The organism is Mycobacterium sp. MYCO198283 (assembly GCF_021213805.1).
Taxonomy (GTDB): Bacteria; Actinomycetota; Actinomycetes; order Mycobacteriales; family Mycobacteriaceae; genus Mycobacterium.
Genome location: NZ_JAJQJI010000007.1, coordinates 201348 through 225858 on the forward strand (window position 1 = coordinate 201348; position 24511 = coordinate 225858).

Here is a 24511-nt window from a genome sequence, read left to right on the forward strand (position 1 = left end):
CGGGCCGACTCGGCTACCGTCGGCTGGTGACCGTGCGGGTCGACAAGCTCACCGTGGCCGAGTGGCAGGCCTTCGCGCGGCTGCGGCTGCGGGCGCTGTCGGATGCCTTCGGTCTCGACGACCCGCTGTACCGGCGCGAGGCACAGTTCACCGCCGGGCAGTGGCGGCGCCGCATCGCCGAACACGCCCAATTCGTGGTGTATGTGCACAACCACCCGGTGGGTCTGATCGCCGGACACCGGGAGAACGCCGACACGGTCTACCTGTACTCGCTGTGGCTGGCGCCGGAGGCCCGCGGGCGCAACCTCTCCCACGCCCTGGTGGACGCCGCGCTGACGTGGGCGCGCGAGCAGCAGGTGCGGGCGGTGACACTGCGGGTCGCCGTCGACAACGACGTGGCGCGGGGGCTGTACGAGACGTTCGGCTTCACCCGCGTCGGCGCCGCCGACGGCGACGGCGAGGTCGCGATGCGCCTCAGGGTCGGGTGACGGGCCGGTAGCGCGCCATCAGCTCGCGCGCGGCCGCCATCGCCGCCACCGCCCGCTCCCTGTCGACGGCCTGGATCGCGAGCACCGGCACGTACTCGTCGTCGGCGAGGTCGATCCGCGCCCAGCGGGCACCGCGCGGGAAGCTGATGTCCACCACGTCCGGCCACTCGATGAGCTTGTCGCCGAACGCGTTCCGCACCGACACGCCCACCGGCCCCACCCGCAGCCGAGGCCGCGCCAACAGCAACAGCAGGCCCGCCAGGATGATGCCGAGCGCCCCGATCGCCACCTGGTCGGCGGTCTGGAAGATCACCCCGCTGGAGCGGACCTTCAGCAGCAGCCCCACCGCGATGTGCGCCGCGGCGATCACCACCGCCCCGGCGTAGGCGAAATACGGCGTCCGGTGCGGGCGCACCTCCAGATCCCATGTCACTTGGCTGGAGCCAGCGTCCGCAGTGTCACCGCCGTCGAGAGCGCCGCGGCCGCGGCCTGGGCGCCCTTGTCCTCCGCCGAGTCCGGCAGCCCGGCCCGGTCGAGCGCCTGGCGCTCGTTGTTGGTCGTCAGCACGCCGTTGCCCACCGGGGTCGAGGAGTCCAGCGCCACCCGCGTCAGGCCCTGGGTGACGGCATCACAGACATAGTCGAAATGCGGTGTCTCGCCGCGGATCACGACCCCGAGCGCGACGACGGCGTCGTGGTCGCGGCACAGTGCCTGCGCGATGACCGGGATCTCCACCGCGCCCATCACCCGCACGACGGTGGGAGCGGTCACGCCGAGCCGGGCCGCCGCGCGACGGGCGCCGTCGAGCAGCGCGTCGCACACGGTGGCATGCCAGGTGCTGGCGACGATGGCCAGCCGCAGCTCCGACGCGTCGATGTCGGGGAGGTCGGGGACGCCCCCGCCACTCACAGCGCCCCACCCAGATCGGTCGGGCGCCGGTCACCGAGCAGGTAGACGCCTTCGTCGTAGTGGTCCATGGTCGCGGCCTCGTCGTAGTCGTCGAGGCCGGTGAGGTCGTGCCCCATGCGGTCGCGCTTGGTCATCAGGTAGCGGATGTTCTCCGCGTTGGCCCGCACCGGCAGCGGCACCCGCTCCAGGATGTGCAGTCCGTAGCCGTCCAGGCCCACCCGCTTGGCGGGGTTGTTGGTGAGCAGCCGCATCGACTTCACGCCCAGATCGGTGAGGATCTGGGCGCCGATGCCGTAGTCGCGGGCGTCGGCGGGCAGCCCGAGCTCCAGGTTCGCGTCGACGGTGTCGGCGCCCGCGTCCTGCAACTGGTAGGCCTGCAGCTTGTGCATCAGGCCGATCCCCCGGCCCTCGTGCCCGCGCATGTACAGCACGACGCCGCGGCCCTCCCGGGCGACCATTGCCAGCGCGGCGTCGAGTTGCGGGCCGCAGTCGCAGCGGCGCGAGCCGAAGACGTCCCCGGTCAGGCATTCGGAGTGCACGCGGACCAGCACGTCCTCGCCGTCGGACCGCGGGCCGGAGATGTCACCGCGGACCAGCGCGACGTGTTCCACCTCGTCGTAGATGCTGGTGTAGCCGACCGCCCGGAACTCGCCGTGGCGGGTGGGGATGCGGGCCTCGGCGATGCGCTGCACGTGCTTCTCGTGCTTGCGGCGCCACTGGATCAGGTCGGCGATGGAGATCATGGCCAGGCCGTGGTCGTCGGCGAAGACCCGCAGCTCGTCGGTCTTCGCCATCGCGCCCTCGTCCTTCTGGCTGACGATCTCGCAGATGGCCCCGGCGGGCTGCAGGCCGGCCATGCGCGCCAGATCCACCGCAGCCTCGGTGTGGCCGGGCCGGCGCAGCACGCCGCCGTCCTTGGCGCGCAGCGGCACGACATGCCCGGGCCGGGTGAAATCGTCGGCGACGCTGGTCGGATCGGCGAGCAGCCGCATCGTCGTCGCCCGGTCGGACGCCGAGATCCCGGTGCCCACACCCACTTTGGCGTCCACCGTCACCGTGTAGGCGGTGCCGTGCTTGTCCTGGTTGACCGCGTACATCGGCAGCAGCCCCAGCCGGTCGCAGACCTCGCCGGCCAGCGGCACACACAGATAGCCCGAGGTGTAGCGGACCATGAAGGCCACCAGCTCCGGGGTCGCCTTCTCCGCGGCGAACACCAGGTCGCCCTCGTTCTCGCGATCCTCGTCGTCGATGACGACCACGGCCTTGCCCGCCGCGATGTCGGCGACCGCGCGCTCGACACTGTCCAACCTCGTCATGGCCGGTCGTTACCTCCAATGCGGGCCGGTGGCGCGGCGTCGGCAGCGCGCCGGGCAAGGCCCTGACACGAGTATGGCGCAGCGGCGCGACCCGGTGCGAACCGCTAACCGTCCGCCGCCATCAGCCGCTCGACGTACTTGGCGATGACGTCGACCTCGAGGTTGACCTCGCCGCCCACCGGAACGTTGGCCAGCGTGGTCACCTCGAGCGTGGTCGGGATCAGCGACACCTCGAACCAGTCTCGCGCCGTGTCGGTTTCGGCGCTGTCGTGGTTGGCCGACGACCCGATCGCCGACACCGTGAGCGCCACCCCGTCGACCGCGATCGAGCCCTTCTCCACGACGTAGCGGGTGAGCTGCGGCGGCAGCGCGATCCGCACCACCTCCCAGTGCTGGGACGGCGTGCGCGAAATCACCCTGCCGGTGCCGTCGACGTGGCCCTGGACGATGTGGCCGCCCAGCCGGCTCGCCGGCGTCACGGCCCGCTCCAGGTTGACCTGCGGCCGGACGTCGGTGTGACGCAGCGTCGAGCGGTTGAGGGTCTCGGCCATCACGTCGGTGGTGAACTGGCCGTCGTCGAGCAGCTCCACGACCGTCAGGCACACGCCGTTGACGGCGATCGAATCGCCGGGCGCGGCGTCGCTGGTGACCAGCGGCCCCCGGATCTGCAGCCGGATGGAATCCGGGAGTTCGGTCGTCGCGACGACCCGGCCGACTTCCTCGACGATGCCCGTGAACACCCGTCCAGGCTAGTGGGGCGGCGCACCGCGGTCCCACCTCGGCGTCGGAGGCACCCTCTACGATGCACAGCATGCCGAAGCGCCGCCTGTCAGCCGTCCTCGCCGCTGCTCTGCTGTCCGCCGGCCTGCTCGCCGGGTGTTCGAAGGACGGCGGATCGAAGGACACCGGAAACCTGCCCGACGCCGCCACCCTGCTGCAGCAGTCCAGCGAGACCACCCGCGGCCAGCAGAGCGTCCACCTGCTGCTCCGGACGACGGGGACCCAGGTCCAGGACGCGCTGCCCATCGAGCGCCTCGAAGGCGACCTGACGAATGTCCCGCAGGTCGCGGCACAGGGCAACGCGGACCTCGGCGGCTCGTTCGCCGGAGCGAAGAACCTGCCGTTCGTCGTGGCGGACGGCAACCTGTACGCCGCCTTCAACACCGGCGGCCAACCCAAGCTGGTCGGCCCCGCCGCCGAGATCTACGACGTCTCCCTGATCCTCAATCCCGACACCGGCCTGGCGAACGTGCTCGGCAGCTTCACCGATCCCAAGAGCGAGGGCCGCGACGACGTCGCCGGGGTGAAGACCGTGCGCGTGACGGGCCAGGTGAGCGCCGACGCGGTGAACAAGATCGCGCCGGCGCTGGGCGTCACCGAGCCGGTTCCCGGCACCGCGTGGATCCGCGAGGACGGCGACCACGAGCTGGTGCAGGCGAAACTGGAACCGTCGTCCGGCAATTCGATCGAGATGACGACGACGGAGTGGGGCAAGCCCGTCACCGTCACCAAGCCGCCCGCCTGATGCGCCACCGTTCGGCCCCGGCGACCGCTTCCCGCCGCGGTACGGCGATCACCGCCGGCGGGCTGGCCGTGCTGCTGGGCGCGCTCGACACCTATGTGGTCATCACGATCATCACCGACATCATGGCGAGCGTCGACATCGCCATCAACGAGATCCAGCGGGTCACACCGATCATCACCTGGTATCTGCTCGGCTACATCGCCGCGATGCCGCTGCTCGGGAAGGCATCGGATCGCTTCGGGCGCAAGCTGCTGCTGCAGGTGAGTCTGGCCGGCTTCATCGTCGGGTCGATCGTCACCGCGTTGTCGGGCGACCTCACGCTCATGGTGATCGGCCGCTTCCTGCAGGGCACCGCGAGCGGCGCCATCCTGCCGGTGACCCTGGCACTGGCCGCGGACCTGTGGGCCGAACGCAACCGCGCCGCAGTGCTCGGCGGTATCGGCGCCGCCCAGGAACTCGGCAGCGTGCTCGGCCCGGTCTACGGCATCGTGGTGGTGGCCGCCTTCGGCTTCCTCGACGAGCCCTGGCGGGCGGTGTTCTGGATCAACGTGCCGCTCGGCCTGCTGGGCATGGTGCTGATCCACCTCGCCCTCCCCGGCCGGCAGCGTGAGGACGACCCGCCGCCGAAGGTCGACGTGGTCGGCGGGCTGTTGCTCGCCGTCGCCCTGGGACTCACGGTGCTCGGGCTCTACAACCCGGCGCCGGACGGAAAGCAGATCCTGCCGAGCTGGGGGCTGCCGGTGCTGGCGGCGGCCGCCGTGGCGGCGATCGGATTCCTGCTGTGGGAGCGCTTCGCCCGCACGCGGCTCATCGAGCCGGCCGGCGTGCAGTGGCGGCCCTTCCTCTGCGCGCTCGGCGCCTCGCTCACCGCGGGCGCCGCCCTGATGGTGACGCTGGTCGACGTCGAGCTGTTCGCCCGCGGCGTGCTCGAGAAGGACCAGAACGAGGCGGTCGTCGTGCTGATCCGCTTCCTCGTCGCCTTGCCCATCGGCGCGGTCATCGGCGGCTGGCTGGCCACGCGGGTGGGCGATCGCTTCGTGGGATTCGCCGGCCTGCTCATCGCCGCCGGCGGCTACTGGCTGATCTCGCACTGGGGGGTGGAGCTGTTGTCGGCGCGCCACGATCTCGGCGTCGTCACGCTGCCCGCGCTCGACACCGACCTCGTCATCGCGGGCCTCGGGTTGGGGCTGGTGATCGGCCCGCTGACCTCGGCCGCACTGCGGTCGGTTCCGCCGTTCGAACACGGCATCGCATCGTCGGCGGTCGTGGTCGCCCGCATGGTCGGCATGCTCATCGGGGTCGCCGCGCTGAGCGCCTTCGGGCTCTACCGCTTCTACCAAATCCTCGACAGGCTGCCCATCACGGGCGAGACGCTGGCCGCTCGTGCCGCGTCCATCCGGTTGAACGCCCAACTGGCCTACGCCGAGCAGTACACCTCGATCTTCCAGATCACCGCCCTCATCTGCGTCGGCGGCGCCGTGCTCGCCCTGTTCATCAACAGCCGCCGCACCGATCCGGCCGAACCGCGAGCCGTGGCCCACCAGGAGGTTCCGACCCGATGACGAAGATCGTGCTCTACGGCGCCACCGGGTACACCGGCCGGCTGACCGCGGCGGCGCTGGTCCGCCGCGGCCTGCGGCCGGTGCTGGCGGGACGCAACGCCGAGTCGCTGCGCGCGCTCGCCGACTCCCACGGCGGCCTGCCGGTCGCCACGGCCGACGCCTCGGATGCGGCGTCGGTCGCCGCGCTGGTGGAGCGCGGCGACGTGCTGCTCACCACCGTCGGCCCGTTCAGCCGGTTCGGCAGGCCCGCCGCACAGGCCGCGGTCGACGCCGGCGCGCACTACCTCGACTCGACGGGCGAGCCGGTGTTCATCCGCACGGTCTTCGAGGACTTCGACGGCCCCGCCCGCGCCGCGCAGATCACCATGCTCACCGCGTTCGGCTACGACTACGTGCCGGGCAACCTCGCGGCGGGCCTGGCGCTCGCCGAGGCCGGCGACCGGGCGACCGCCGTGGACGTCGGGTACTTCATCGTCGGCCCCACCAAGGCCAGCAAGGGCACCATCACCTCGGCGGCGCAGGCCCTGCTCGACCCCGGCTTCGGCTACCGCGACGGCCGGCTGACCACCGAGCCGATGGGCCGCGATCTGCTGAAGTTCACCGCCGGCGGCAAGACGCAGTTCGCGACGTCGCTGGCGGCCTCCGAACAGTTCTCGCTGCCGCGGGTATATCCGTCGCTGCGCGACGTCCGGGTCGGCATCGGCATGGGCCCGGCCACGCCGGCGGTGTGGGCGGCCAGCCGGGCCGCGCAGCTCGGCCTCACCATCCCGGGCGCTCGGGACGCGGTGCGGCGCACGGTGATCGCGAAACTGCCCGGCTCGGGCGGCGGTCCCGACGACGAGTACAACGCCCGATCGAGCTGCCGGGTCATCGCCGTCGCCCGGTCGGCCGGCGGCGACGAACTCGCGACCGTCACGCTGCGCGGCCCCGCGGTATATCCGCTGACCGCGGAGCTGCTCGCCTGGGGCGCCGACCAGCTGGCGGCCGGTGCGGCCCGCAGTCCCGGCGCGCTCGGCCCGGTGGAGGCGTTCGGCCTCGACGAGCTGGAGCGGGGCTGCGCATCGCTGGGGCTGCGCCGGGCCTGAGCCGTCGTCGGCCGCCTCAGGGGGTGGCCGGCACCAGCGTCAGCATGGCGTCGTCGCCGATCCGCTCGACCGACTCATACCGCCAGCGTGACGCGTCGGCGATGGTCGCCACCCCGACGTCGTCGACCACCGTCACCGGGCCACCGAGCAGCACCGGCGCCACGTAGGCCAGGATCCGGTCGACGACGCCCGCGCGCAGGAACGCGCCCGCGAGCGTGGGCCCGCCTTCGAGGATGACGTCGGTGTGCTCGGCGAGCGCGGCCAGCACCTCGTGCGGGTTGCGGGTGCGCAGCTGCAGTGTCGGTGCGTCGCCGTCGAGGATGCGCACGCCGGCGGGGAGCTCCCGGGTGCCGACCACCACGCGCAGCGGCTGCCGGCCGGTGAGCGCGCCGTCGGGAGCGCGGGCCGTCAGCTGCGGGTCGTCGGCCAGCACGGTGCCGGTGCCCACGACCACGGCGTCACACCGCGCGCGGCGGCGGTGGACGTCGGCGCGGGCGGCGTCGCCGGTGATCCAGCGGCTGGTGCGGTCGGCCGCGGCGCTGCGGCCGTCGAGGCTGGCGCCGAACTTCCAGGTGAGGTGCGGCCGGCCGGTGCGCTGCTTGTGCAGCCACTCGCGCAGCGGACCCGACGCCACCTCCGCCGCCAGCACGCCCGGCCAGACGTCCACTCCCGCCGCGCGCAACCGCTCGGCGCCGCCCGCGGCGAGCGGGTTGGGGTCGTCCACCGCGAACACCACCCGGGCGATTTCGGCCGCCAGCAGCGCGTCGACACACGGCGGGGTGCGGCCGTGGTGGTTGCAGGGTTCCAGCGTGACCACCGCGGTGCCGCCCGCGGCGCGATCCCCGGCCGCGGCCAGCGCGACCACCTCGGCGTGCGGGCCGCCGGGCGGGCGGGTGCCGCCGGCGCCGGCGACGAGCCCGTCGCGGTCGAGGATCACCGCGCCGACGGGCGGGTTGGGGTAGGTGGTGCCCTTGACGCGTTCGGCCTCGTCGACGGCGACGGCCATCGCCTCGGCGGGCGTCACGACTGCAGGCGGGGCGCGGCAGCCGCCGCCCGGCGCCGCAGCGCCGCCACCGCCTCGGCGGGATCCTCGGCGCTGTACACCGCGGAGCCGGCGACGAAGCAGTCGACGCCGGCCTCGGCGGCCAGCTCGATGGTGTCGGCGTTGATGCCGCCGTCGATCTCGACCAGCACGGTCAGCTCACCGGAGTCGACGAGCCGGCGGGCGATCCCCACCTTCGCCAGCACCTCGGGGATGAACTGCTGGCCGCCGAATCCGGGCTCCACGGACATGATGAGCAGGGTGTCGAACTCGCGGAGGATCTCCAGGTAGGGCTCCAGCGGCGTACCGGGCTTCACCGATAGCCCCGCCTTCGCGCCGGCGGCGCGGATGTCGCGGGCGACGCTCACCGGGTCGTCGGTGGCCTCGGCGTGGAACGTGACATTGTGGGCGCCGGCCTCGGCGTACGGCGGCGCCCAGCGGCCCGGGTCCTCGATCATCAGGTGGCAGTCCATCGGGATGTCGGTGACCTTGAGCAGGCTCTCCACGACCGGCAGCCCCAGCGTGAGGTTCGGCACGAAATGGGCGTCCATGACGTCGACGTGCAACCAGTCGGCGTCGCCGACGGCGTTGGCCTCCTCGCCCAACCGGGCGAAGTCGGCGGCCAGGATGGACGGCGCGATCAGCGGGCTCGGCATGGCCGTCAGCTTAGTGACCGGCCGCTGCTCACCGCTGCACCCGCAGGGCGGCCGCGAACATCGCGTCGGTGCCGTGCCGGTGCGGCCAGAGCTGCACGTGCGGCCCGTCGCCGAGCCGGTCGGCCGGCGCGAACAGCGGCCGGGCGTCCAGCGCGGTCACCGGGTGGCGCCGCAGCGCGTCCGCCACCACGCCGACGGTCTCCGCGACGTGCGGCGAGCACGTCGCGTACAGCACCACCCCGCCGGGCCGGGTCAGCGCGATCGCCGCCGCCAGCAGCTCGCGCTGCAACCGGCTCAGCTGCGGCACGTCGGCGGGCTGCCGCCGCCAGCGGGCCTCGGGCCGCCTGCGCAGCGCCCCGAGCCCGGTGCACGGCGCGTCCACCAGCACCCGGTCGAAGCCGGAGGTCAGGCCGGCCGATGAGCCGCTTGCGCGAAGAGCGAGGGCGGGGTCGCGGCCGTCGACCCGCAGTACGTCGACGTCCAGCCCGGCGGTGTTCTGCTCGACCAGCTCGGCGCGGCGGTCGTTGGGTTCCACGGCGGTCACGCGCGCGCCGCTCGGCGCCCCGAGGGCCGCCAACAGCGCGGTCTTGCCGCCCGGCCCGGAGCACAGGTCCAGCCAGCGGCCGGCGTCGTCGCCGTCGAGCTCGGCGAGGGTCAACGCGCGGGCGACGAGCTGGCTGCCCTCGTCCTGCACCAGCGCGCGCCGCTCGCGGACGGCGGCCAGCCGGCCCGGATCCCCGCCGCCGAGATACACCGCGTACGGCGAATACCGGCCGACGGTGCCGTCGGTCTCGGCGGCGAGCTCCGCGGCGGTGGTGACGCCGGGGCGGGCCGCCAGGTGCACGACCGGCCGGTCGTCGTCGCTGGCCAGCAGCGCCGACAGCTCGCCGGCGTCGGCGCCGAGCGCGTCGGTGAAGGCCTGTGCCACCCACCGCGGATGGGCGTGGACGAACGCGGCGTGTCCGACGGGGTCGGTGGTTGCGGGCGGCGCCAGCTCGGCGATCCAGGCCGCTTCGTCGCGCCCGGCGATGGTGCGCAGCACCGCGTTGACGAAACCCGCACGCACGGAGTCGAACTCGATTCCGGCCTGTTCGACGGTGGTCGACACCGCGGCGTGCTGCTCGACGCGGGTGTGCAGCAGCTGGTAGGCGCCGAGTCGCAGCAGGTCCAGCAGCACCGGGTCGATGCGGTCGATCGGCCGCCCGGCCGCGGCGGCGATCACCGCGTCGAGCAGCCCGCGCATCCGGCAGGTGCCGTAGGTCAGCTCCGTCGCGAACGCGGCGTCACGGCCGGACATCCCGCGTTCCCGCAGCAGGGCGGGCAGCGCGAGGTTGGCGTAGGCGTCGCGCTCGCTGACCGCGCGCAACACCTCGAACGCCACCTGGCGGGCCGGGTCGAGCGGAGCGCGCCGCGTTGGTCGGCCGGGACGCCGCTGACCCTTCGGCGGCGGCGGCCGGCGCCGGTCCTCCCGCGGGCTCACGTCGCCCGCACCTGGTCGCCGAGCCGCGCGCCGCGCGCCCAGGCCGCGGCGTCCATCATCTTCTTGCCCGGCGGCTGGATCTGGTCGAGCCGCAACGGCACCGAACCGGTGCCGACCAGCACCTCGGCGCGGCCGACCCGCAGCACACCGGGGGGCAGCGGTTCGGCGTCGGTCGCGACGGCGGCCGGACCGACCTTGACGCGGGTGTCACCGATCAGGGTCCACGCGCCGGGATTGGGGGTGACCGAGCGGATGCGGCGCTCGACGACGTGCGCCGGCAGGTCCCAGCGGATGCGGGCGGATTCGACGGTCACCTTCGGCGCTACGCTCACCCCGTCCGCGGGCTGCGGCACCGGCACGAGCGTGCCGTCGGCGATGCCGTCGAGCGTCGACTCCAGCAGCGCCGCACCGGATTCCGCGAGCCGGGCCAGCAGCGTGCCGGCCGTGTCGGTGGGGCGGATGGGCTCGGTGACGACGCCGTAGACCGGGCCGGTGTCGAGCGCGGGTTCGATGCGGAACGTGCTGGCTCCGGTGACGGTGTCGCCGGCGGCGATGGCCGCCTGGACGGGCGCGGCGCCGCGCCATGCCGGCAGCAGCGAGAAGTGCAGGTTGATCCAGCCGTGCGGCGGGACCGCGAGCAGCGGCTCACGCAGCAGCGCACCGTAGGCCACCACCGGGCAGCAGTCGGGCGCCAGCTCACGCAGCTCCGCCACGAAGTCCGGCGCGTTGGGTGTGGCGGGGCGCAGCAGCGGGAGCCCGGCGTCGAGCGCGAGCCGCGACACCGGCGACGGGGTGAGCGTGCCGCGGCGCCCCACGGGGGCGTCCGGCCGGCTCAACACGGCGATCACGTCGTGCCGCGGCGAGTCGAGCAGCCGCCGCAGGGCCGGCAGCGCGGCCTCGGGGGTGCCGGCGAAGACAAGACGCACCGCACGAGTGTAGAAGCGCCCGATTCCGGCAGCCGGTGGTGCGTCCGCCCGCTCGGCGGGTCAGCCGACGTGCAGCGGGTCGATCTGCACCCGCACCGGTGTCGACGCCTGCCGGGCGCTTTGCACCGCGGTCGCGCGGCGCAGCGCGGCGGCCAGCGCCAGGCCGTCGCCGCGCGGCACCCGCACCAGCATCCGCACCACCTCGGCGGTCGGATCGAGGCCGGCGGGCCGCCGCGCGCCGACCGGCAGGTCGACGGGGCCGAGGCAGTCGGCGCCGGGCGGCAGCTCGGCGGCGTCGATCAGCGCCGCCACCGCGTCCGCGGCGCCGTCGAGCGCCGCCAGGTGCGCCGCCGGCGGCAGCCACAGCTCGCTGCGGGCCTCGAACTCGGCGTCGGCGTGCCCCACCGGATCCCACCGGATCAGCGCCTGCACCGTGGGCAGCGCCGCGTCGGCGACCGCGACGACGGTGCCGCCGTCGGTGCGGGGACGGACCAACGTCGCGACCCCCAGCCAGCGGCGCAGGGTGTCCTCGGCGGCGCGCAGGTCCTGGCGTCCCAACAGCGCCCAGCTGTCGAGCAGCAGCCCGGCGCCGTAGCCGCCCGCGGCCACCGGCTCGGCGCCGGGGGTGGCGACCACCAGCGCCGGACCGGCGGCGACGGCGTCGACGACGGTGTCGCCGCCGGAGGTCACCACCGACGTGCCCGGGAACGCCCGGCCCAACTCCTCGGCGGTGCGGCGCGCCCCCACCACCACGGCGCGCACCGCGGTGGCGCCGCAGCGCCCGCACCGCAGCGTCGGGTCGGCGCGGCCACACCAGCGGCACACCGCGCCGACGGTCTCCGCCCCGGGCAGCGACAGCGGCCCGGTGCAGTGGCGGCACCGGGCCACCGCCCGGCAGCGTGCGCACGCCAGCGCCGGGATGTAGCCGCGGCGGGGCACCTGCACGAGCACCGGCAGCCGCTGCTGCAGCGCCGACCGCGCGGCCCGCAGCGCCACCGACGGCAGCCGCGCGGTTCGGGCCGCGGGGTCGCGCTCGTCGAGGTGGCCGCTGTCGTCCAGGGCGGCGATCCGTGGCGCCCGGCTCCGCACCACCTGCCGGGCGGCCACCAGGTCGTGCGCCCAGCGGCTGCGCACCAGCGCGTGGGCCTCGGCGGTGCGCGCGTACCCGCCGATCAGCGCGGCGCACCGCGACTGATGCGCCCGCAGCATCGCCACCTCGCGGGCGTGCGGGTACGGCGCCCGCGGTTCGGCGAGCGAGTCGTCCGCGTCGTCCCACACCATGACCAGCCCGAGGTCGGCGACCGGCGCGAACACCGCGCTGCGCGTGCCGATCACGAACCGGCCGCGGCCGCGCAGCACCGCAAGCCACCGCCGGTACCGCTCGGCCGGGCCGAGGCCGGCCGACAGCGCGACGACTGCCCCGTCGCCCAGCAGCGCCGTGGCCTCCCGGTGCAGCCGGTCGACGTCGCGCTGGTCCGGGACGACGGCCAGCGCGCCGCGGCCGGCGCGGACGGTCGCCGCCGCGCACTCGGCGAGCCGCGCCGCCCACGCCTCGCCGGGCAGCGCCTGCCACACCGCGCGGGCTGCCCGGCCGTCGGCCAGCGCGCCGAGGAACGCCGCGCCGCGCTGGTAGCTCGACCAGGCGGCCGCGTCGACCTCGTCGACCAGCAGGATCCCGGCGCCGGTCGGTGTCTCCCGCTCCACCCGGGCGTGGCGCGGCGGGACCGCGAGCCGCAGCACGTCGGCGCGGGTGCCGGCGTAGCGGGCGGCGACGGCGTCGGTGAGCCGCCGGATGTCGGCGGTCAGCACCGGCTCGGCGGACACGACGCGGTCCAGCCAGCCGAGCCGGCCGGTGTGATCGGTGTCGGACCGGCGCTCCAGGATGAACGCGTCGACCAGCCGGCCCGAGAACCGCACCCGCACCCGCACCCCTGGCTGCGCGTCGTCGGACTGCTCGGCGTCGATGAGGTAGTCGAACTCGCGGTCCAGGTGCGGCACCGTGAGCATCGGCAGCACCCGGGCCACCGGCTCGTGGTCCGCGGGTTGCCGCGCTGCGCTCACCTGTGCAGGTGTAGCAGAGCGCACCGACGGCTCACCGGGCGAAGCGCTCACCACGCCGGCGGCCGCTCACCGCCCTGTCGGCCACCGGACGTACGGTGGCGCCATGCCCCGTTCCGGCGACACGCCGCCCATCGACGACATCATGCAGCAGGTATTGCAGGCGGTGCCCTTCGAGCTGTCGGCCGCCGACGGCGTCGAGGTGGCGCGCCGGCGTTTCCGCGAGCTGCCGCACCGGTCGGTCCATCCGGAATTGGCGGTGTCCGACCGCAGCATCGACGGCCCGGCCGGGTCCATCAGGCTGCGGATCTACCGGCCGCCGGGCGCCGAGAATCCGCCCGTCGTGCTGTTCTTCCACGGCGGCGGCTTCGCGGTCGGCGACCTCGACACCCACGACGGCACCGCGCGAGAACACGCGGCCGCCGCCGGTGCCGTCGTGGTGTCGGTCGATTACCGGCTCGCGCCCGAACACCCCTTCCCCGCGGCGGTCGACGACGCCTGGGCGGCGACGCAGTGGGTCGCCACGCACCCCGCCGAGCTGGCCGCCGACACCTCGCGGCTCGCGGTGGCGGGCGACTCGGCGGGCGGCAACCTCGCCGCCGTGATGGCGCTGCGCGCGCGGGATGCGGGCGGACCGGCGATCGCCTTCCAGCTGCTGTGGTACCCGGCCACCACCTGGGACCTGCGCCTGCCGTCGTTCGTCGAGAACGCCGAGGCGCCGATCCTGTCCACCGGCGCGGTCGCGGCGTTCTCGCGCTGGTATGCCGGGCACCTCGACCTGACGGATCCGCCGCCCTACCTGGCGCCCGCCCGCGCGGCCGACCTGTCGAACCTGCCGCCCGCCTACATCGCGGTCGCGGGCCACGACCCGCTGCGCGACGACGGCATCCGCTACGCCGAGCTGCTCGCCGCGGCCGGCGTTCCGGTCGAGCTGCACAACGCCGAGACGCTCGTGCACGGCTACGTCGCCTACACCGGGGTGGTGCCCGCCGCGACCGCCGCCACCGAGCGGGGGCTGGCGGCCCTGCGGACGGCCCTGTCGTCCTGACCGCCGCGACGCCTACAGTGCCGACATGAGGACAACACCTGATGTCACCACGCTGATCGTCGGGGCCGGGTTCTCCGGGATCGGCACCGGCATCGCACTCGACCGCCACGGCTTCGGCGACTACCTGATCGTCGAGGCGGGCGCCGAGCCCGGCGGCACCTGGTACTGGAACAGCTATCCGGGCATCGGCGTCGACATCCCGTCGTTCTCCTACCAGTTCTCCTTCGAACCCAACCCGAACTGGACGCGCACCTACGCGCCGGGCGCCGAGTTGAAGGCCTATGCCGACCACTGCGTCGAGAAGTACGGGCTGCGGCCACGGATCCGGTTCGGCACCGAGGTGACCGGCGCGGCCTACGACCCCGACGCGGACCTGTGGCGCATCGACCTGAGCTCCGGCGACCAGCTGACCGCCCGCTACCTGGTCAACGGCTGCGGACCGCTCAACGTGCCGCGGTTCCCCGACATCGACGGCGTCGAGGGCTTCGGCGGGGTCACCATGCACACCGCCCGCTGGGACCACAGCCAGGACCTCACCGGCAAGCGCGTCGCGATCATCGGCACCGGCGCGTCGGCGGTGCAGGTCATCCCGGAGATCGCGCCGCTGGTCGCGCAGCTCACCGTGTTCCAGCGCACGCCCATCTGGTGCTTTCCGAAGTTCGACGTCCCGCTGCCGCCGGCGGCGCGGCGGGCGGCCCGTATCCCCGGCGCCCGGACCGCGCAGCGACTGCTCAGCCAGGCCTACGTCGAGCTGACGTTCCCGGTGACCGCGCAGTACGCGACGTACTTCCCGCTCGGCCGGCTCACCGAGCGCTTCGGCCGGCGCTACCTCGAACAGCAGGTGACCGATCCGGAGGTCCGCGACAAGCTGACGCCGCGCTACGCCGTGGGCTGCAAGCGGCCGGGCTTCCACAACAGCTACCTGGCGACCTACAACCGCGACAATGTCGAGCTCGTCACCACGCCCATCGACAAGGTGACCGACAGCGGGGTCGCCACCACCGACGGCGGCCGCTACGACATCGACGTGCTGATCCTGGCGACGGGTTTCAAGGTCATGGACGTCGATGCCGTCCCCTACCCGGTGCACGGGCGTGACGAGCTGTCACTGGCCGAGTACTGGCAGCAGCACCGCATGCAGGCCTACGAGGGCGTCAGCGTGCCGGGGTTCCCGAACTTCTTCACGATCATGGGGCCCTACGGCTACGTCGGCTCGTCGTACTTCGCGCTGATCGAGACGCAGACCCGTCACATCGTCCGGTGCCTCGCCGAGGCGCGGCGCCGCGGCGCCCGCCGCGTCGAGGTGCGCCCCGAGGCCAACGACCGCTACTTCGCCGAGATGCTGCGCAAACGCCACACGCAGATCTTCTGGCAGCGCAGCTGCGCGCTCGCCAACAGCTACTACTTCGACTCCAACGGCGACGTGCCGCTGCGGCGGGCGACGACGTTGGAGGCCGACTGGCGCAGCCGCCGGTTCGACCTCGACGACTACCGCTACTCGGCTTAGCCGGCCTCGACGGCGGTCTTGAGTGCCTCGGCCTTGTCGGTCCGCTCCCACGGCAGGTCGATGTCGGTGCGGCCGAAGTGGCCGTACGCGGCGGTCGGCGCGTAGATGGGCCGCAGCAGGTCCAGGTCGCGGACGATGGCGCCCGGCCGCAGGTCGAAGACCTCGCTGATGGCCTTCTCGATCTTGGCCGGGTCGACGGTCTCGCTGCCGAAGGTCTCGACGAACAGCCCGACCGGCGCGGCCTTGCCGATGGCGTAGGCGACCTGCACCTCGATGCGGTCGGCCAGGCCGGCCGCGACGACGTTCTTGGCGACCCAGCGCATCGCGTACGCGGCCGAGCGGTCCACCTTCGACGGGTCCTTGCCGGAGAACGCGCCGCCGCCGTGGCGGGCCCAGCCGCCGTAGGTGTCGACGATGATCTTGCGGCCGGTCAGCCCGGCGTCCCCCATCGGGCCGCCGAGCACGAACTTGCCGGTGGGGTTGACGAGCAGCCGGAAGTCGGAGGTGTCCATGGTGTCGTGGCCGAGGTCGGCCAGCACGGTGTTGACCACCTTCTCCCGGATGTCCGGGGTCAGCGTCCCCTCCAGGTCGATGCCCTCGGCGTGCTGCGTCGAGAGCACCACGGTGTCGAGCCGCACCGGGGTCACACCGTCGTACTGCACGGTGACCTGCGTCTTGCCGTCGGGCCGCAGGTAGTCGACGACGCCGTTCTTGCGGACCTCGGTCAGCCGGCGGGCGAGCCGGTGCGCCAGCGCGATCGGCAGCGGCATCAGCTCCGGGGTGTCGCGGATGGCGTAGCCGAACATCAGACCCTGATCGCCCGCGCCCTGCGCATCAAGCGGGTCGCCCGCACCCTCGACCCGCGTCTCGTGGGCGGTGTCGACGCCCTGCGCGATGTCGGGCGATTGTGCGCCGATGCCGATGTTCACGCCACAGGTGGTGCCGTCGAAGCCCTTGTCCGAGGAGTCGTAGCCGACCTCGAGGATCCGCGCGCGGACCGTGTTGGTGATGTCGGCGAACGCTTCCCTCGCCTTGGTGGTGACCTCGCCGACGACGTGCACCTGGCCCGTGGTCACCAGTGTCTCGACCGCGACGCGGCTGCCGGGATCCTGCGCGAGCAGGGAGTCGAGCACGGAGTCGCTGATGGCGTCACAGATCTTGTCGGGATGTCCTTCGGTCACCGACTCGCTGGTGAACAGCCGACCCTTCGAGCTCACGTGTACTTCCCTTCGCAGAACCTGCAGGCAGGTGATTAGTCGAGCGAATCGTATCGGTTGCTCGCCTGCCGCCCCGACACACCCAAGACGGTGGCCGACCGCGGCGCAAGTGTTCCACGCACGCCGATCGCGTCCAATTCCGGGCGCGTCAGCCGGCCCGGCTTCGCAGCAGCGCGGCGATCGAGTCGACGATGCGGCTCGACATCAGCGCCTTGGTGCCGTGTTCGAGCGCGGTCTCGGTGCCGTCGGCGCCCAGCAGCCACCCGTCGTTGTGGTCGACCTCGAAGGCCCGGCCCTCACCGACCGCATTCACGACCAGCAGGTCACACCCTTTGCGGGCGAGCTTGGCGCGGGCATGGAACAGCACGTCGCCCCGCGCGTCGCCGGTCTCCGCCGCGAACCCGACGATGGCGCGCATGTGCGGCAGCAGGCCGTCGCGACGCGCGCGGACGGCTCCGGCGAGCACGTCGTCGGTGCGGGTGAGCTCGATGACCGACGGCTCCCCGGCGCCCTTCTTGATCTTGGTGGTCGCGACGTGCGTCGGCCGGAAGTCCGCGACCGCGGCGGACATCACCAGCACGTGCGCGTCCGGCAGGTGCTTGGTCACCGCGTCCTTGAGCTGGTCGGCGGAGCTGATGTGGACGACGTGCACGCCGGCCGGATCGGCCAGGCCGACGGTGTGGCCGGCGATCAGGGTGACCTCGGCGCCGCGCTGTGCGGCGACCCGGGCCACCGCAAAGCCCTGCTTGCCGGAGCTGCGGTTGCCGATGAACCGGACCGGGTCGATAGCCTCCCGGGTGCCGCCGGCGGTGACGAGCATCTGGTAGCCGGCCAGGTCGTAGGGCAGGGCGTCGCTGCGCTCGAGCAGCAGCTCGGCCAGCGCCGCGATCTCCTCGGGTTCGGGGAGCCGGCCGGGTCCGGTGTCGCTGCCCGTGAGCCGGCCCGACGCCGGCTCGAGCACCACGGCGCCGCGGCGGCGCAGCGTCGCCACGTTGTCGACGGTCGCCGGGTGCTGCCACATCTCGGTGTGCATGGCGGGTGCGAACAGCACCGGGCATCGCGCGGTGAGCAGGGTGGCGGTGAGCAGATCGTCACCGCGGCCGGCCGCGGCGCGCGCCAGCAGGTCGGCGGTCGCGGGCGCGACGACGACGAGGTCGGCCTGCTTGCCGATCTGCACGTGCGGGACCGCGGGAACGTCGGTGAACACACCGGTCGCGACCGGCTGGCCGGAGAGCGCCTCGAACGTGGCGGCGCCGACGAACTTGAGCGCCGATTCGGTGGGCACCACCCGCACCGAGTGGCCCGCCTCGGTCAACTGCCGGACGACGGAGCACGCCTTGTAGGCGGCGATCCCGCCGGCGACGCCGACGACGATCCGCTTGCGGTCCATGAGCCGCTACTCGCCCTCGGTGTGCTCCAGCAGGTCCTGGTGGATCTCGCGCAGGGCGATGGACAGCGGCTTTTCCTGCAGACCCGGCTCGACGAGCGGGCCGACGTACTCCAAGATGCCGTCGCCGAGCTGGTTGTAGTAGTCGTTGATCTGGCGCGCGCGCTTGGCGGCGTAGATCACCAGCGCGTACTTGCTCGACGCGCGGTTGAGCAGCTCGTCGATCGGCGGATTGGTGATGCCCAGCGGCGTGTCGTACGAGGCGGGGTCGATCCGGGAGTCCAGATCGGTCGCCGGTACGGCGGAGAGGGCGGTGTCGGGCGTGCTCACGTAGAGATGTCTCCTGGCAGCTGAGGCCGGGCCGAGGGGCGGCTCACCGGCGCAAACGAGGCCTTCGTCGGGAAGGACCGGAACGTCACGCCTGCTCCGGCGCGGTTCCCACCAGCAAGGATACCAATTCCGCGCAAGCATCCTCCAATCGGCGATTGACCACCACCGTGTCGAAGTCCGCTTGGGCGGCCATTTCCTCCCGGGCGGTGGCGAGTCGGCGGCGGCGAACCTCCGCCGTCTCGGTGCCGCGGCCGGCCAGCCGCGCCTCCAGCGCCTCCCAGCTCGGCGGTGCCAGGAACACCGTGACGACGCTGGGCAGTGCGGCCTTGATGGCCCGCGCACCGGCCAGGTCGACCTCGATGAGCACCGGCCGGCCGGCGGCGGCCGCAGCCCGGACCGGTTCTGCGGGCGTGCCGGACCGGTGCAGCCCACCGTGGATGTCGGCCCACTCGAGCAGTTCCCCGGCGTCGATGAGCTGCTGGAAGCGTTCGGCGTCGACGAAGTGGTAGTCGACGCCGTCGACCTCGCCCGGCCGCGGTGCGCGCGTGGTCGCCGACACACTGAAGAACAGATCGGGCAGGCGGTCGCGCAGGCACCGGACGACGGACGACTTCCCCACCGCGGAGGGACCGGACAGCACCACGACGCGCGGGCTGTCCAGTCCCCCGGGGGCTGACACGGGGAGCGTCAGGAGTTGTCGAACTTCTCCAGCAGCGCCTTGCGTTGGCGGTCGCCGAGGCCGCGCAGCCGGCGGGTGGGGGCGATCTCCAGCTCGGTCATGATCTCCTGCGCCTTGACCTTGCCCACCTTGGGCAGGGCCTCCAGGAGCGCCGACACCTTCATCTTGCCGAGCACCTCGTCGGTCTCGGCGTCCTGCAGAACCTGCTTGAGGTTGGTGCCGCCGCGCTTGAGCCGGTCCTTGAGTTCGGCGCGCGCCCGACGGGCGGCAGCAGCCTTCTCCAACGCGGCCGCGCGCTGCTCGTCGGTCAACTGGGGAAGGGCCACGGGTTCCTCCGTCTCGTCGTATGTCGATGCCTTGGCCAATGTTTCTCGGCCAGCGACGACGACCGTACCCACGACCACCGACGATTGCGAACAGCACCCCCGGTTCCCGGTGCCAAAACCGCAGCGTGTAGCCGTGACGCGCCGACCCGCCACGCCGGCTCGACGCCGCCGGACCCGCGTCGGCCGCGACGCCGAAACCGCCCCGAAGCAGGTGTCGGGCACCGACTTTCGCCAGCCCACGGCCCGGCGCTCGTGGCGGCGAAGGTCGAGGAGGCCACGCCGCGGCCACAGACCCAACGCGCGCGGCGGCCGCGGGCGCGCGACTCGATGCTCACAGTTCGCCCCCAGCTGCGCCCCAGCATTCGCTCATCCCCGGTTCCTACCGTCGCGACCGAAGCACCTGCTTCACCACACCGACGAAAAGGAGCAGATGACCGTGAAACACCTCGTGAGCGCAGGCCTGGTGCTGGGAGCCGTGGGTCTCGGCGGGCTGGGCCTGGGAGTGGCCACCGCCGCCGCCGACCCGGGCGCTCCGTGCGGCGGTCCGCATGGCGCGCCCTGCCAGCCGGCGCCGGCCGCCGGGCCGGAGCGCGGCATCGAACAGGCCCGCCACGATCACCAGCCGTTCGACTACCACGGTCAGCGGGTCGTCCCGCTGCCCGCCGGCAACGGCGACGGCTGGGGGTTCTGGTTCCTCGGCCAGTGGATCCGGTTGTGAGCGCCACGGCGTGACGGCGCCGGCACGCTGGCGTGGCCCCGGCTACGCCAGCGTGTCGCGCACCCTCTCGGCGGCCGCCCGCAGCGCGCACACGTCCGGCCCCGCGCGCAGGATGTCCCGCGAGACCGTCGGCAGCAGCATGCCGGGCGGCAGCTCCCAGGCCCGCAGGTGCTCGACGGCGCCGCCCTGGGCACCGATGCCGGGAACCAGCACGGGCCCGTTGAGGTGGGCCAGCCGCGGCGGCGCGGCGACCGTCGCACCGACGACGACGCCCGTCGACCCCGGGTCCGGCGCCGCCGCCGCATTGCGCTGCGCGGCGGCATCGACGATCGACTGCGCGACCGTGCCGTTGCCCACCGCGGCGTGCTGCACGGTGGCGCCCTCGGGGTTGGAGGTGGCGGCCAGCACGAACACACCCCGGTCGGTGGCGTCGGCGGCCGCCAGCAGCGGTGTCAGCGAGCCGAAGCCGAGATACGGCGACGCGGTGACGGCGTCGGCCGCCAGCGGCGAGTCGCCCGCCCACGCGGCGGCGTAGGCGGCCATCGTCGACCCGATGTCGCCGCGCTTGGCGTCGGCGATCACCAGCACCCCGGCGTGACGCAGCGCCGCGATCGTGCGCTCCAGCACCGCGTACCCCGCCGACCCGTAGGCCTCGTAGAAGGCGACCTGCGGCTTCACGGCGGCGCAGCCGGCGAACGCCTCGACGCAGGCGTCGCTGAACGCCGCGAGCCCGTCGACGTCCACCGGCAGGCCCCACGCCCGCAACAGCTCCGGATGCGGGTCGATGCCCGCACACAGCGGGCCGCGGGCCGCCATCGCCCCGGCCAGCCGGACGCCGAAGCGGCCCGCCACGTCAGTGCCCCAGGGCGCTGTGCAACTCCTGCACCGACCGCACGCCGATGTCGCCGCGGATCCCCGCCTCGATGCCCTGCACGGCCGCCGACGCGCCCTGCACCGTCGTGACACACGGAATGCTCGCCGCCACCGCGGCCGCCCGGATCTCATACCCGTCGACCCGCGGGCCGGAGTTGCCGTACGGGGTGTTGATCACCATCTGCACCTGGCCGGCGCGGACGACGTCGACCGCCGACGGCCGCGTGTCGTCGGTTCCACTTGGACTCTCATAGTGCTTGCGCACCACGTCGCACGGGATTCCGTTGCGCCGCAACATCTCCGCGGTGCCCTCGGTGGCCAGCACGCGGAACCCGAGATCGGCGAGGCGTTTGACGGGGAACACCAGCGACCGCTTGTCCCGATTGGCGACCGACACGAACACCGTGCCCGACATCGGCAGCGAGCCGTACGCGGCGGTCTGGCTCTTGGCGAACGCGGTGCCGAAGTCGCGGTCGATGCCCATGACCTCGCCGGTCGACTTCATCTCGGGGCCGAGCAGCGAATCGACCTGGGCTCCGTCGGCGCGGCGGAACCGGTTGAAGGGCAGCACCGCCTCCTTGACCGCGATCGGGGCGTGCGGCGCCGCGGTGGCGCCGTCGCCCTCGGCGGCCAGCACGCCCTCGGCGCGCAGTTCGGCGATGGTGGCGCCGAGCATCACCCGGGCGCACGCCTTGGCGAGCGGCACGGCGGTGGCCTTGGAGACGAAGGGCACGGTACGGCTCGCCCTGGGGTTGGCCTCCAGCACGTAGAGCACGTCGTCCTTGAGCGCGTATTGCACGTTGAGCAGCCCGACCACGCCGATGCCGTGCGCGATCGCGGCGGTGGCCCGCCGCACGTTGTCGATGTCGGTGCGGCCCAGCGTCACCGGCGGCAGCGCGCACGCCGAGTCGCCGGAGTGGATGCCGGCCTCCTCGATGTGCTCCATGATCCCGCCGATGTACACCTCGGTGCCGTCGCACAGCGCGTCGACGTCGATCTCGATCGCGTCCTCCAGGAAGCGGTCGACCAGCACCGGGTGCTCCGGTGACAGCTCGGTGGCGCGGGTGATGTAGCCCTCCAGCGTCGCCTCGTCGTAGACGATCTCCATGCCGCGCCCGCCGAGCACGTAGGACGGCCGCACCAGCACCGGATAGCCGATCTCGGCGGCGATGCGGCGCGCCTGCTCGAAGCTGGTGGCCAGCCCGAAGCGCGGCGCCGGCAGTCCGGCGGTCGCCAGCACGTCGCCGAACGCGCCGCGGTCCTCGGCCAGGTTGATCGCCTCCGGCGGGGTGCCGACGATCGGCACGCCGGCGTCGGCGAGTCGCTGCGCGAGCCCCAGCGGCGTCTGGCCACCGAGCTGCACGATCACGCCCACCACGCCGGGACCACCGGCCCCCGACGCCTGTTCGGCGTGGTAGACCTCCAGCACGTCCTCGAAGGTCAGCGGCTCGAAGTAGAGCCGGTCAGCGGTGTCGTAGTCGGTGGACACCGTCTCGGGGTTGCAGTTGACCATCACGGTCTCGAAGCCCGCCTGACTCAGCGTCGTGGCGGCGTGCACGCAGCTGTAGTCGAACTCGATGCCCTGCCCGATGCGGTTGGGTCCCGACCCGAGGATCAGCACCTTCGGACGCTCGGTCTGCGGCCCGACCTCGGTCTCGGCGGCAGGGTCCAGCTCGTAGGAGCTGTAGTGGTAGGGGGTCTTGGCCTCGAACTCGGCCGCGCAGGTGTCGACCGTCTTGTACACCGGATGGATGCCGAGCCGCTGGCGCAGCGCGCGCACGCCGGTCTCGCCCGCCAGTTCCGGTCTCAGCGCGGCGATCTGCCGGTCCGAAAGCCCGCTGTACTTGGCGCGCCGCAGCAGGTCGGCGTCGAGGACCGGCGCCTCGGTCAGCTGAGTCCGCAGGGTCTGCAACCCGGCGATCTGGTCGACGAACCACGGGTCCACCCCGGACGCGGCCGCGACCTCCTCGACCGACGCACCGAGCCGCAGCGCCAGCTCGATGTCGTAGAGCCGGCCCTCGGTGGGCGTCCGCAGCCGTTCCAGCACCGCCGCGACGTCACCGTCGGGGTCCGGGCCGGTCCAGAAGCCTGCGCGCGTGGTCTCCAGCGAGCGCATCACCTTGCCGAGCGCCTCGGCGAAGTTGCGGCCCAGCGCCATCGCCTCGCCGACCGACTTCATGGTGGTGGTCAGCGTGGCGTCGGCGCCGGGGAACTTCTCGAACGCGAACCGCGGCGCCTTGACGACCACGTAGTCCAGCGTCGGCTCGAAGCAGGCCGGCGTCTCCTTGGTGATGTCGTTGACGATCTCGTCGAGCGTGTAGCCGATCGCGAGCTTCGCGGCGATCTTGGCGATCGGGAACCCGGTGGCCTTGGACGCCAGCGCGCTGGACCGCGAGACCCGCGGGTTCATCTCGATGACGATGAGCCGGCCGTCCGCCGGGTTCACCGCGAACTGGATGTTGCAGCCGCCGGTGTCGACGCCGACCTCGCGCAGGATCGCGATGCCGAGGTCGCGCATGGCCTGGTACTCGCGGTCGGTCAGCGTCATCGCCGGCGCCACCGTCACCGAGTCGCCCGTGTGCACCCCCATCGGGTCGAAGTTCTCGATCGAGCACACGACGACGACGTTGTCGTGGCCGTCGCGCATGAGCTCGAGCTCGTATTCCTTCCAGCCGTAGATCGACTCCTCGATCAGCACGTTCGCGCTCGGCGAGGCGGCCAGGCCGTCGCCGGCCATCCGTTCCACGTCGTCGGCGGCGTAGGCCATGCCGGACCCGAGGCCGCCCATGGTGAAGCTCGGCCGGACGACGACCGGCAGGCCGAGCTCCTCGACGGTCTCGCGGACCTCGGCCATCGTGAAGCACACCCGGCTGCGCGCCGACTCCCCGCCGACCTTGGCGACGATGTCCTTGAACCGCTGCCGGTCCTCGCCGCGCTGGATGGCCTCGAAGTCCGCGCCGATCAGCTCGACGCCGTAGCGCTCCAGCACACCGTTGTCGCTCAACGCGACGGCGGTGTTGAGCGCCGTCTGCCCGCCGAGGGTCGCGAGCAGCCCGTCGATGCGGTTGCCGCGCTCGGCGTGCTGGGCGATCACCTTCTCGACGAACGCCGGCGTGATGGGCTCGATGTAGGTGTTGTCGGCGTACTCCGGGTCGGTCATGATCGTCGCCGGGTTGGAGTTGATCAGGGTGACCTGCAGCCCTTCGGCCCGCAGCACCCGGCACGCCTGGGTGCCGGAGTAGTCGAATTCGGCGGCCTGCCCGATCACGATCGGCCCGGAGCCGATCACCAGCACGTGTTGCAGGTCCTCGCGTCTGGGCATTCAGCGCACCCCCGCCGCGGTGCGAGCGTGCGCCGCGGTACGGGATGTGCGGCGTGT

General features: G+C 73.2%; 23 protein-coding genes. 7 read left to right on the forward strand and 16 right to left on the reverse strand.

What is annotated here, in order from left to right:
• Nucleotides 1–26 precede the first annotated feature (26 nt).
• The gene (locus tag LV457_RS15055) at nucleotides 27–488 is read left to right on the forward strand and encodes a GNAT family N-acetyltransferase (RefSeq protein ID WP_232172006.1); all 462 of its coding nucleotides are present in this window, start codon (nucleotides 27–29) and stop codon (nucleotides 486–488) included.
• On the opposite strand, the gene LV457_RS15060 is transcribed toward LV457_RS15055, so the two are convergent.
• The 4 genes from LV457_RS15060 to LV457_RS15075 all read right to left on the reverse strand — a co-directional run bounded on the left by LV457_RS15060 (nucleotide 475) and on the right by LV457_RS15075 (nucleotide 3453).
• A complete protein-coding gene (locus LV457_RS15060) occupies nucleotides 475–921 on the reverse strand; it encodes a PH domain-containing protein (protein WP_232172007.1) in 447 nt (148 codons plus the stop codon). The two genes, LV457_RS15055 and LV457_RS15060, sit on opposite strands and share 14 nt — an antisense overlap.
• Entirely contained in the window at nucleotides 918–1397 is a 480-nt protein-coding gene (gene ribH / locus LV457_RS15065) for a 6,7-dimethyl-8-ribityllumazine synthase (protein ID WP_232172008.1), read from the reverse strand. Before ribH ends, LV457_RS15060 begins: the two co-directional genes overlap by 4 nt.
• A complete protein-coding gene (locus tag LV457_RS15070) occupies nucleotides 1394–2713 on the reverse strand; it encodes a bifunctional 3,4-dihydroxy-2-butanone-4-phosphate synthase/GTP cyclohydrolase II (RefSeq protein ID WP_232172009.1) in 1320 nt (439 codons plus the stop codon). Before LV457_RS15070 ends, ribH begins: the two co-directional genes overlap by 4 nt.
• Before the next feature lie 104 nt (nucleotides 2714–2817).
• Nucleotides 2818–3453 (reverse strand): riboflavin synthase, encoded by a 636-nt coding sequence (locus tag LV457_RS15075; protein ID WP_232172010.1) that lies wholly within the window; start codon nucleotides 3451–3453, stop codon nucleotides 2818–2820.
• Between the two features lie 62 nt (nucleotides 3454–3515).
• Here LV457_RS15075 and LV457_RS15080 point away from each other — a divergent pair, with 62 nt between their 5' ends.
• From LV457_RS15080 to LV457_RS15090, 3 genes are read left to right on the forward strand one after another with little or no spacing between them, the layout of a single operon-like run.
• A complete protein-coding gene (locus tag LV457_RS15080) occupies nucleotides 3516–4238 on the forward strand; it encodes an LppX_LprAFG lipoprotein (RefSeq protein WP_232172011.1) in 723 nt (240 codons plus the stop codon).
• Nucleotides 4238–5800: an MFS transporter gene (locus tag LV457_RS15085; protein ID WP_232172012.1), complete on the forward strand. Its 1563-nt coding sequence runs from the start codon at nucleotides 4238–4240 to the stop codon at nucleotides 5798–5800. Before LV457_RS15080 ends, LV457_RS15085 begins: the two co-directional genes overlap by 1 nt.
• The gene (locus LV457_RS15090; protein ID WP_232172013.1) at nucleotides 5797–6885 is read left to right on the forward strand and encodes a trans-acting enoyl reductase family protein; all 1089 of its coding nucleotides are present in this window, start codon (nucleotides 5797–5799) and stop codon (nucleotides 6883–6885) included. Before LV457_RS15085 ends, LV457_RS15090 begins: the two co-directional genes overlap by 4 nt.
• A 16-nt stretch (nucleotides 6886–6901) precedes the next feature.
• Here the strand turns inward: LV457_RS15090 and ribD are convergent, their stop codons facing one another.
• Genes ribD through LV457_RS15115 form a run of 5 tightly spaced genes read right to left on the reverse strand, consistent with a single transcriptional unit; the run spans nucleotide 6902 to nucleotide 12996 of the window.
• Nucleotides 6902–7891 carry a bifunctional diaminohydroxyphosphoribosylaminopyrimidine deaminase/5-amino-6-(5-phosphoribosylamino)uracil reductase RibD gene (gene ribD, locus LV457_RS15095; RefSeq protein WP_232172142.1) on the reverse strand — a complete coding sequence of 330 codons (990 nt, stop codon included), beginning with the start codon at nucleotides 7889–7891 and terminating at the stop codon, nucleotides 6902–6904.
• 14 nt (nucleotides 7892–7905) lie between these two features.
• Complete coding sequence (rpe, locus tag LV457_RS15100) at nucleotides 7906–8583, reverse strand: ribulose-phosphate 3-epimerase (protein ID WP_232172014.1); 678 nt, start codon at nucleotides 8581–8583, stop codon at nucleotides 7906–7908.
• Nucleotides 8584–8611: 28 nt separating this feature from the next.
• A complete protein-coding gene (locus LV457_RS15105) occupies nucleotides 8612–10063 on the reverse strand; it encodes an RsmB/NOP family class I SAM-dependent RNA methyltransferase (RefSeq protein ID WP_374198860.1) in 1452 nt (483 codons plus the stop codon).
• Nucleotides 10060–10989, reverse strand: a complete 930-nt coding sequence (gene fmt, locus LV457_RS15110) for a methionyl-tRNA formyltransferase (protein WP_232172015.1) — start codon at nucleotides 10987–10989, stop codon at nucleotides 10060–10062. The genes LV457_RS15105 and fmt overlap by 4 nt, the downstream gene beginning before the upstream one ends.
• Before the next feature lie 60 nt (nucleotides 10990–11049).
• Entirely contained in the window at nucleotides 11050–12996 is a 1947-nt protein-coding gene (locus tag LV457_RS15115) for a primosomal protein N' (protein WP_239030858.1), read from the reverse strand.
• A gap of 157 nt (nucleotides 12997–13153) precedes the next feature.
• Here LV457_RS15115 and LV457_RS15120 point away from each other — a divergent pair, with 157 nt between their 5' ends.
• Together LV457_RS15120 and LV457_RS15125 are read left to right on the forward strand one after the other, a co-directional pair.
• A complete protein-coding gene (locus tag LV457_RS15120; RefSeq protein WP_232172017.1) occupies nucleotides 13154–14095 on the forward strand; it encodes an alpha/beta hydrolase in 942 nt (313 codons plus the stop codon).
• A 25-nt stretch (nucleotides 14096–14120) separates the two neighbouring features.
• The gene (locus LV457_RS15125; protein ID WP_232172018.1) at nucleotides 14121–15602 is read left to right on the forward strand and encodes an NAD(P)/FAD-dependent oxidoreductase; all 1482 of its coding nucleotides are present in this window, start codon (nucleotides 14121–14123) and stop codon (nucleotides 15600–15602) included.
• Here the strand turns inward: LV457_RS15125 and metK are convergent.
• The 5 genes from metK to mihF form a co-directional block, all read right to left on the reverse strand.
• The gene (gene metK, locus LV457_RS15130) at nucleotides 15599–16819 is read right to left on the reverse strand and encodes a methionine adenosyltransferase (protein ID WP_232172019.1); all 1221 of its coding nucleotides are present in this window, start codon (nucleotides 16817–16819) and stop codon (nucleotides 15599–15601) included. The genes LV457_RS15125 and metK overlap by 4 nt on opposite strands.
• 148 nt (nucleotides 16820–16967) lie before the next feature.
• Nucleotides 16968–18209 (reverse strand): bifunctional phosphopantothenoylcysteine decarboxylase/phosphopantothenate--cysteine ligase CoaBC, encoded by a 1242-nt coding sequence (gene coaBC, locus LV457_RS15135; RefSeq protein WP_232172020.1) that lies wholly within the window; start codon nucleotides 18207–18209, stop codon nucleotides 16968–16970.
• Nucleotides 18210–18215: 6 nt separating this feature from the next.
• Nucleotides 18216–18536: a DNA-directed RNA polymerase subunit omega gene (gene rpoZ / locus LV457_RS15140; protein ID WP_232172021.1), complete on the reverse strand. Its 321-nt coding sequence runs from the start codon at nucleotides 18534–18536 to the stop codon at nucleotides 18216–18218.
• An 85-nt stretch (nucleotides 18537–18621) separates the two neighbouring features.
• Nucleotides 18622–19215, reverse strand: a complete 594-nt coding sequence (gene gmk, locus LV457_RS15145; RefSeq protein WP_374198861.1) for a guanylate kinase — start codon at nucleotides 19213–19215, stop codon at nucleotides 18622–18624.
• An 8-nt stretch (nucleotides 19216–19223) separates the two neighbouring features.
• Nucleotides 19224–19541 carry an integration host factor, actinobacterial type gene (gene mihF, locus LV457_RS15150; protein ID WP_232172022.1) on the reverse strand — a complete coding sequence of 106 codons (318 nt, stop codon included), beginning with the start codon at nucleotides 19539–19541 and terminating at the stop codon, nucleotides 19224–19226.
• Nucleotides 19542–19971: 430 nt separating this feature from the next.
• On the opposite strand from mihF, the gene LV457_RS15155 reads away from it, so the two are divergent.
• The gene (locus LV457_RS15155; protein ID WP_232172023.1) at nucleotides 19972–20259 is read left to right on the forward strand and encodes a hypothetical protein; all 288 of its coding nucleotides are present in this window, start codon (nucleotides 19972–19974) and stop codon (nucleotides 20257–20259) included.
• A gap of 42 nt (nucleotides 20260–20301) precedes the next feature.
• On the opposite strand, the gene pyrF is transcribed toward LV457_RS15155, so the two are convergent.
• A complete protein-coding gene (gene pyrF / locus LV457_RS15160; protein WP_232172024.1) occupies nucleotides 20302–21111 on the reverse strand; it encodes an orotidine-5'-phosphate decarboxylase in 810 nt (269 codons plus the stop codon).
• 1 nt (nucleotide 21112) lies between these two features.
• Nucleotides 21113–24454, reverse strand: a complete 3342-nt coding sequence (gene carB / locus LV457_RS15165; RefSeq protein WP_232172025.1) for a carbamoyl-phosphate synthase large subunit — start codon at nucleotides 24452–24454, stop codon at nucleotides 21113–21115.
• Nucleotides 24455–24511 lie beyond the last annotated feature (57 nt).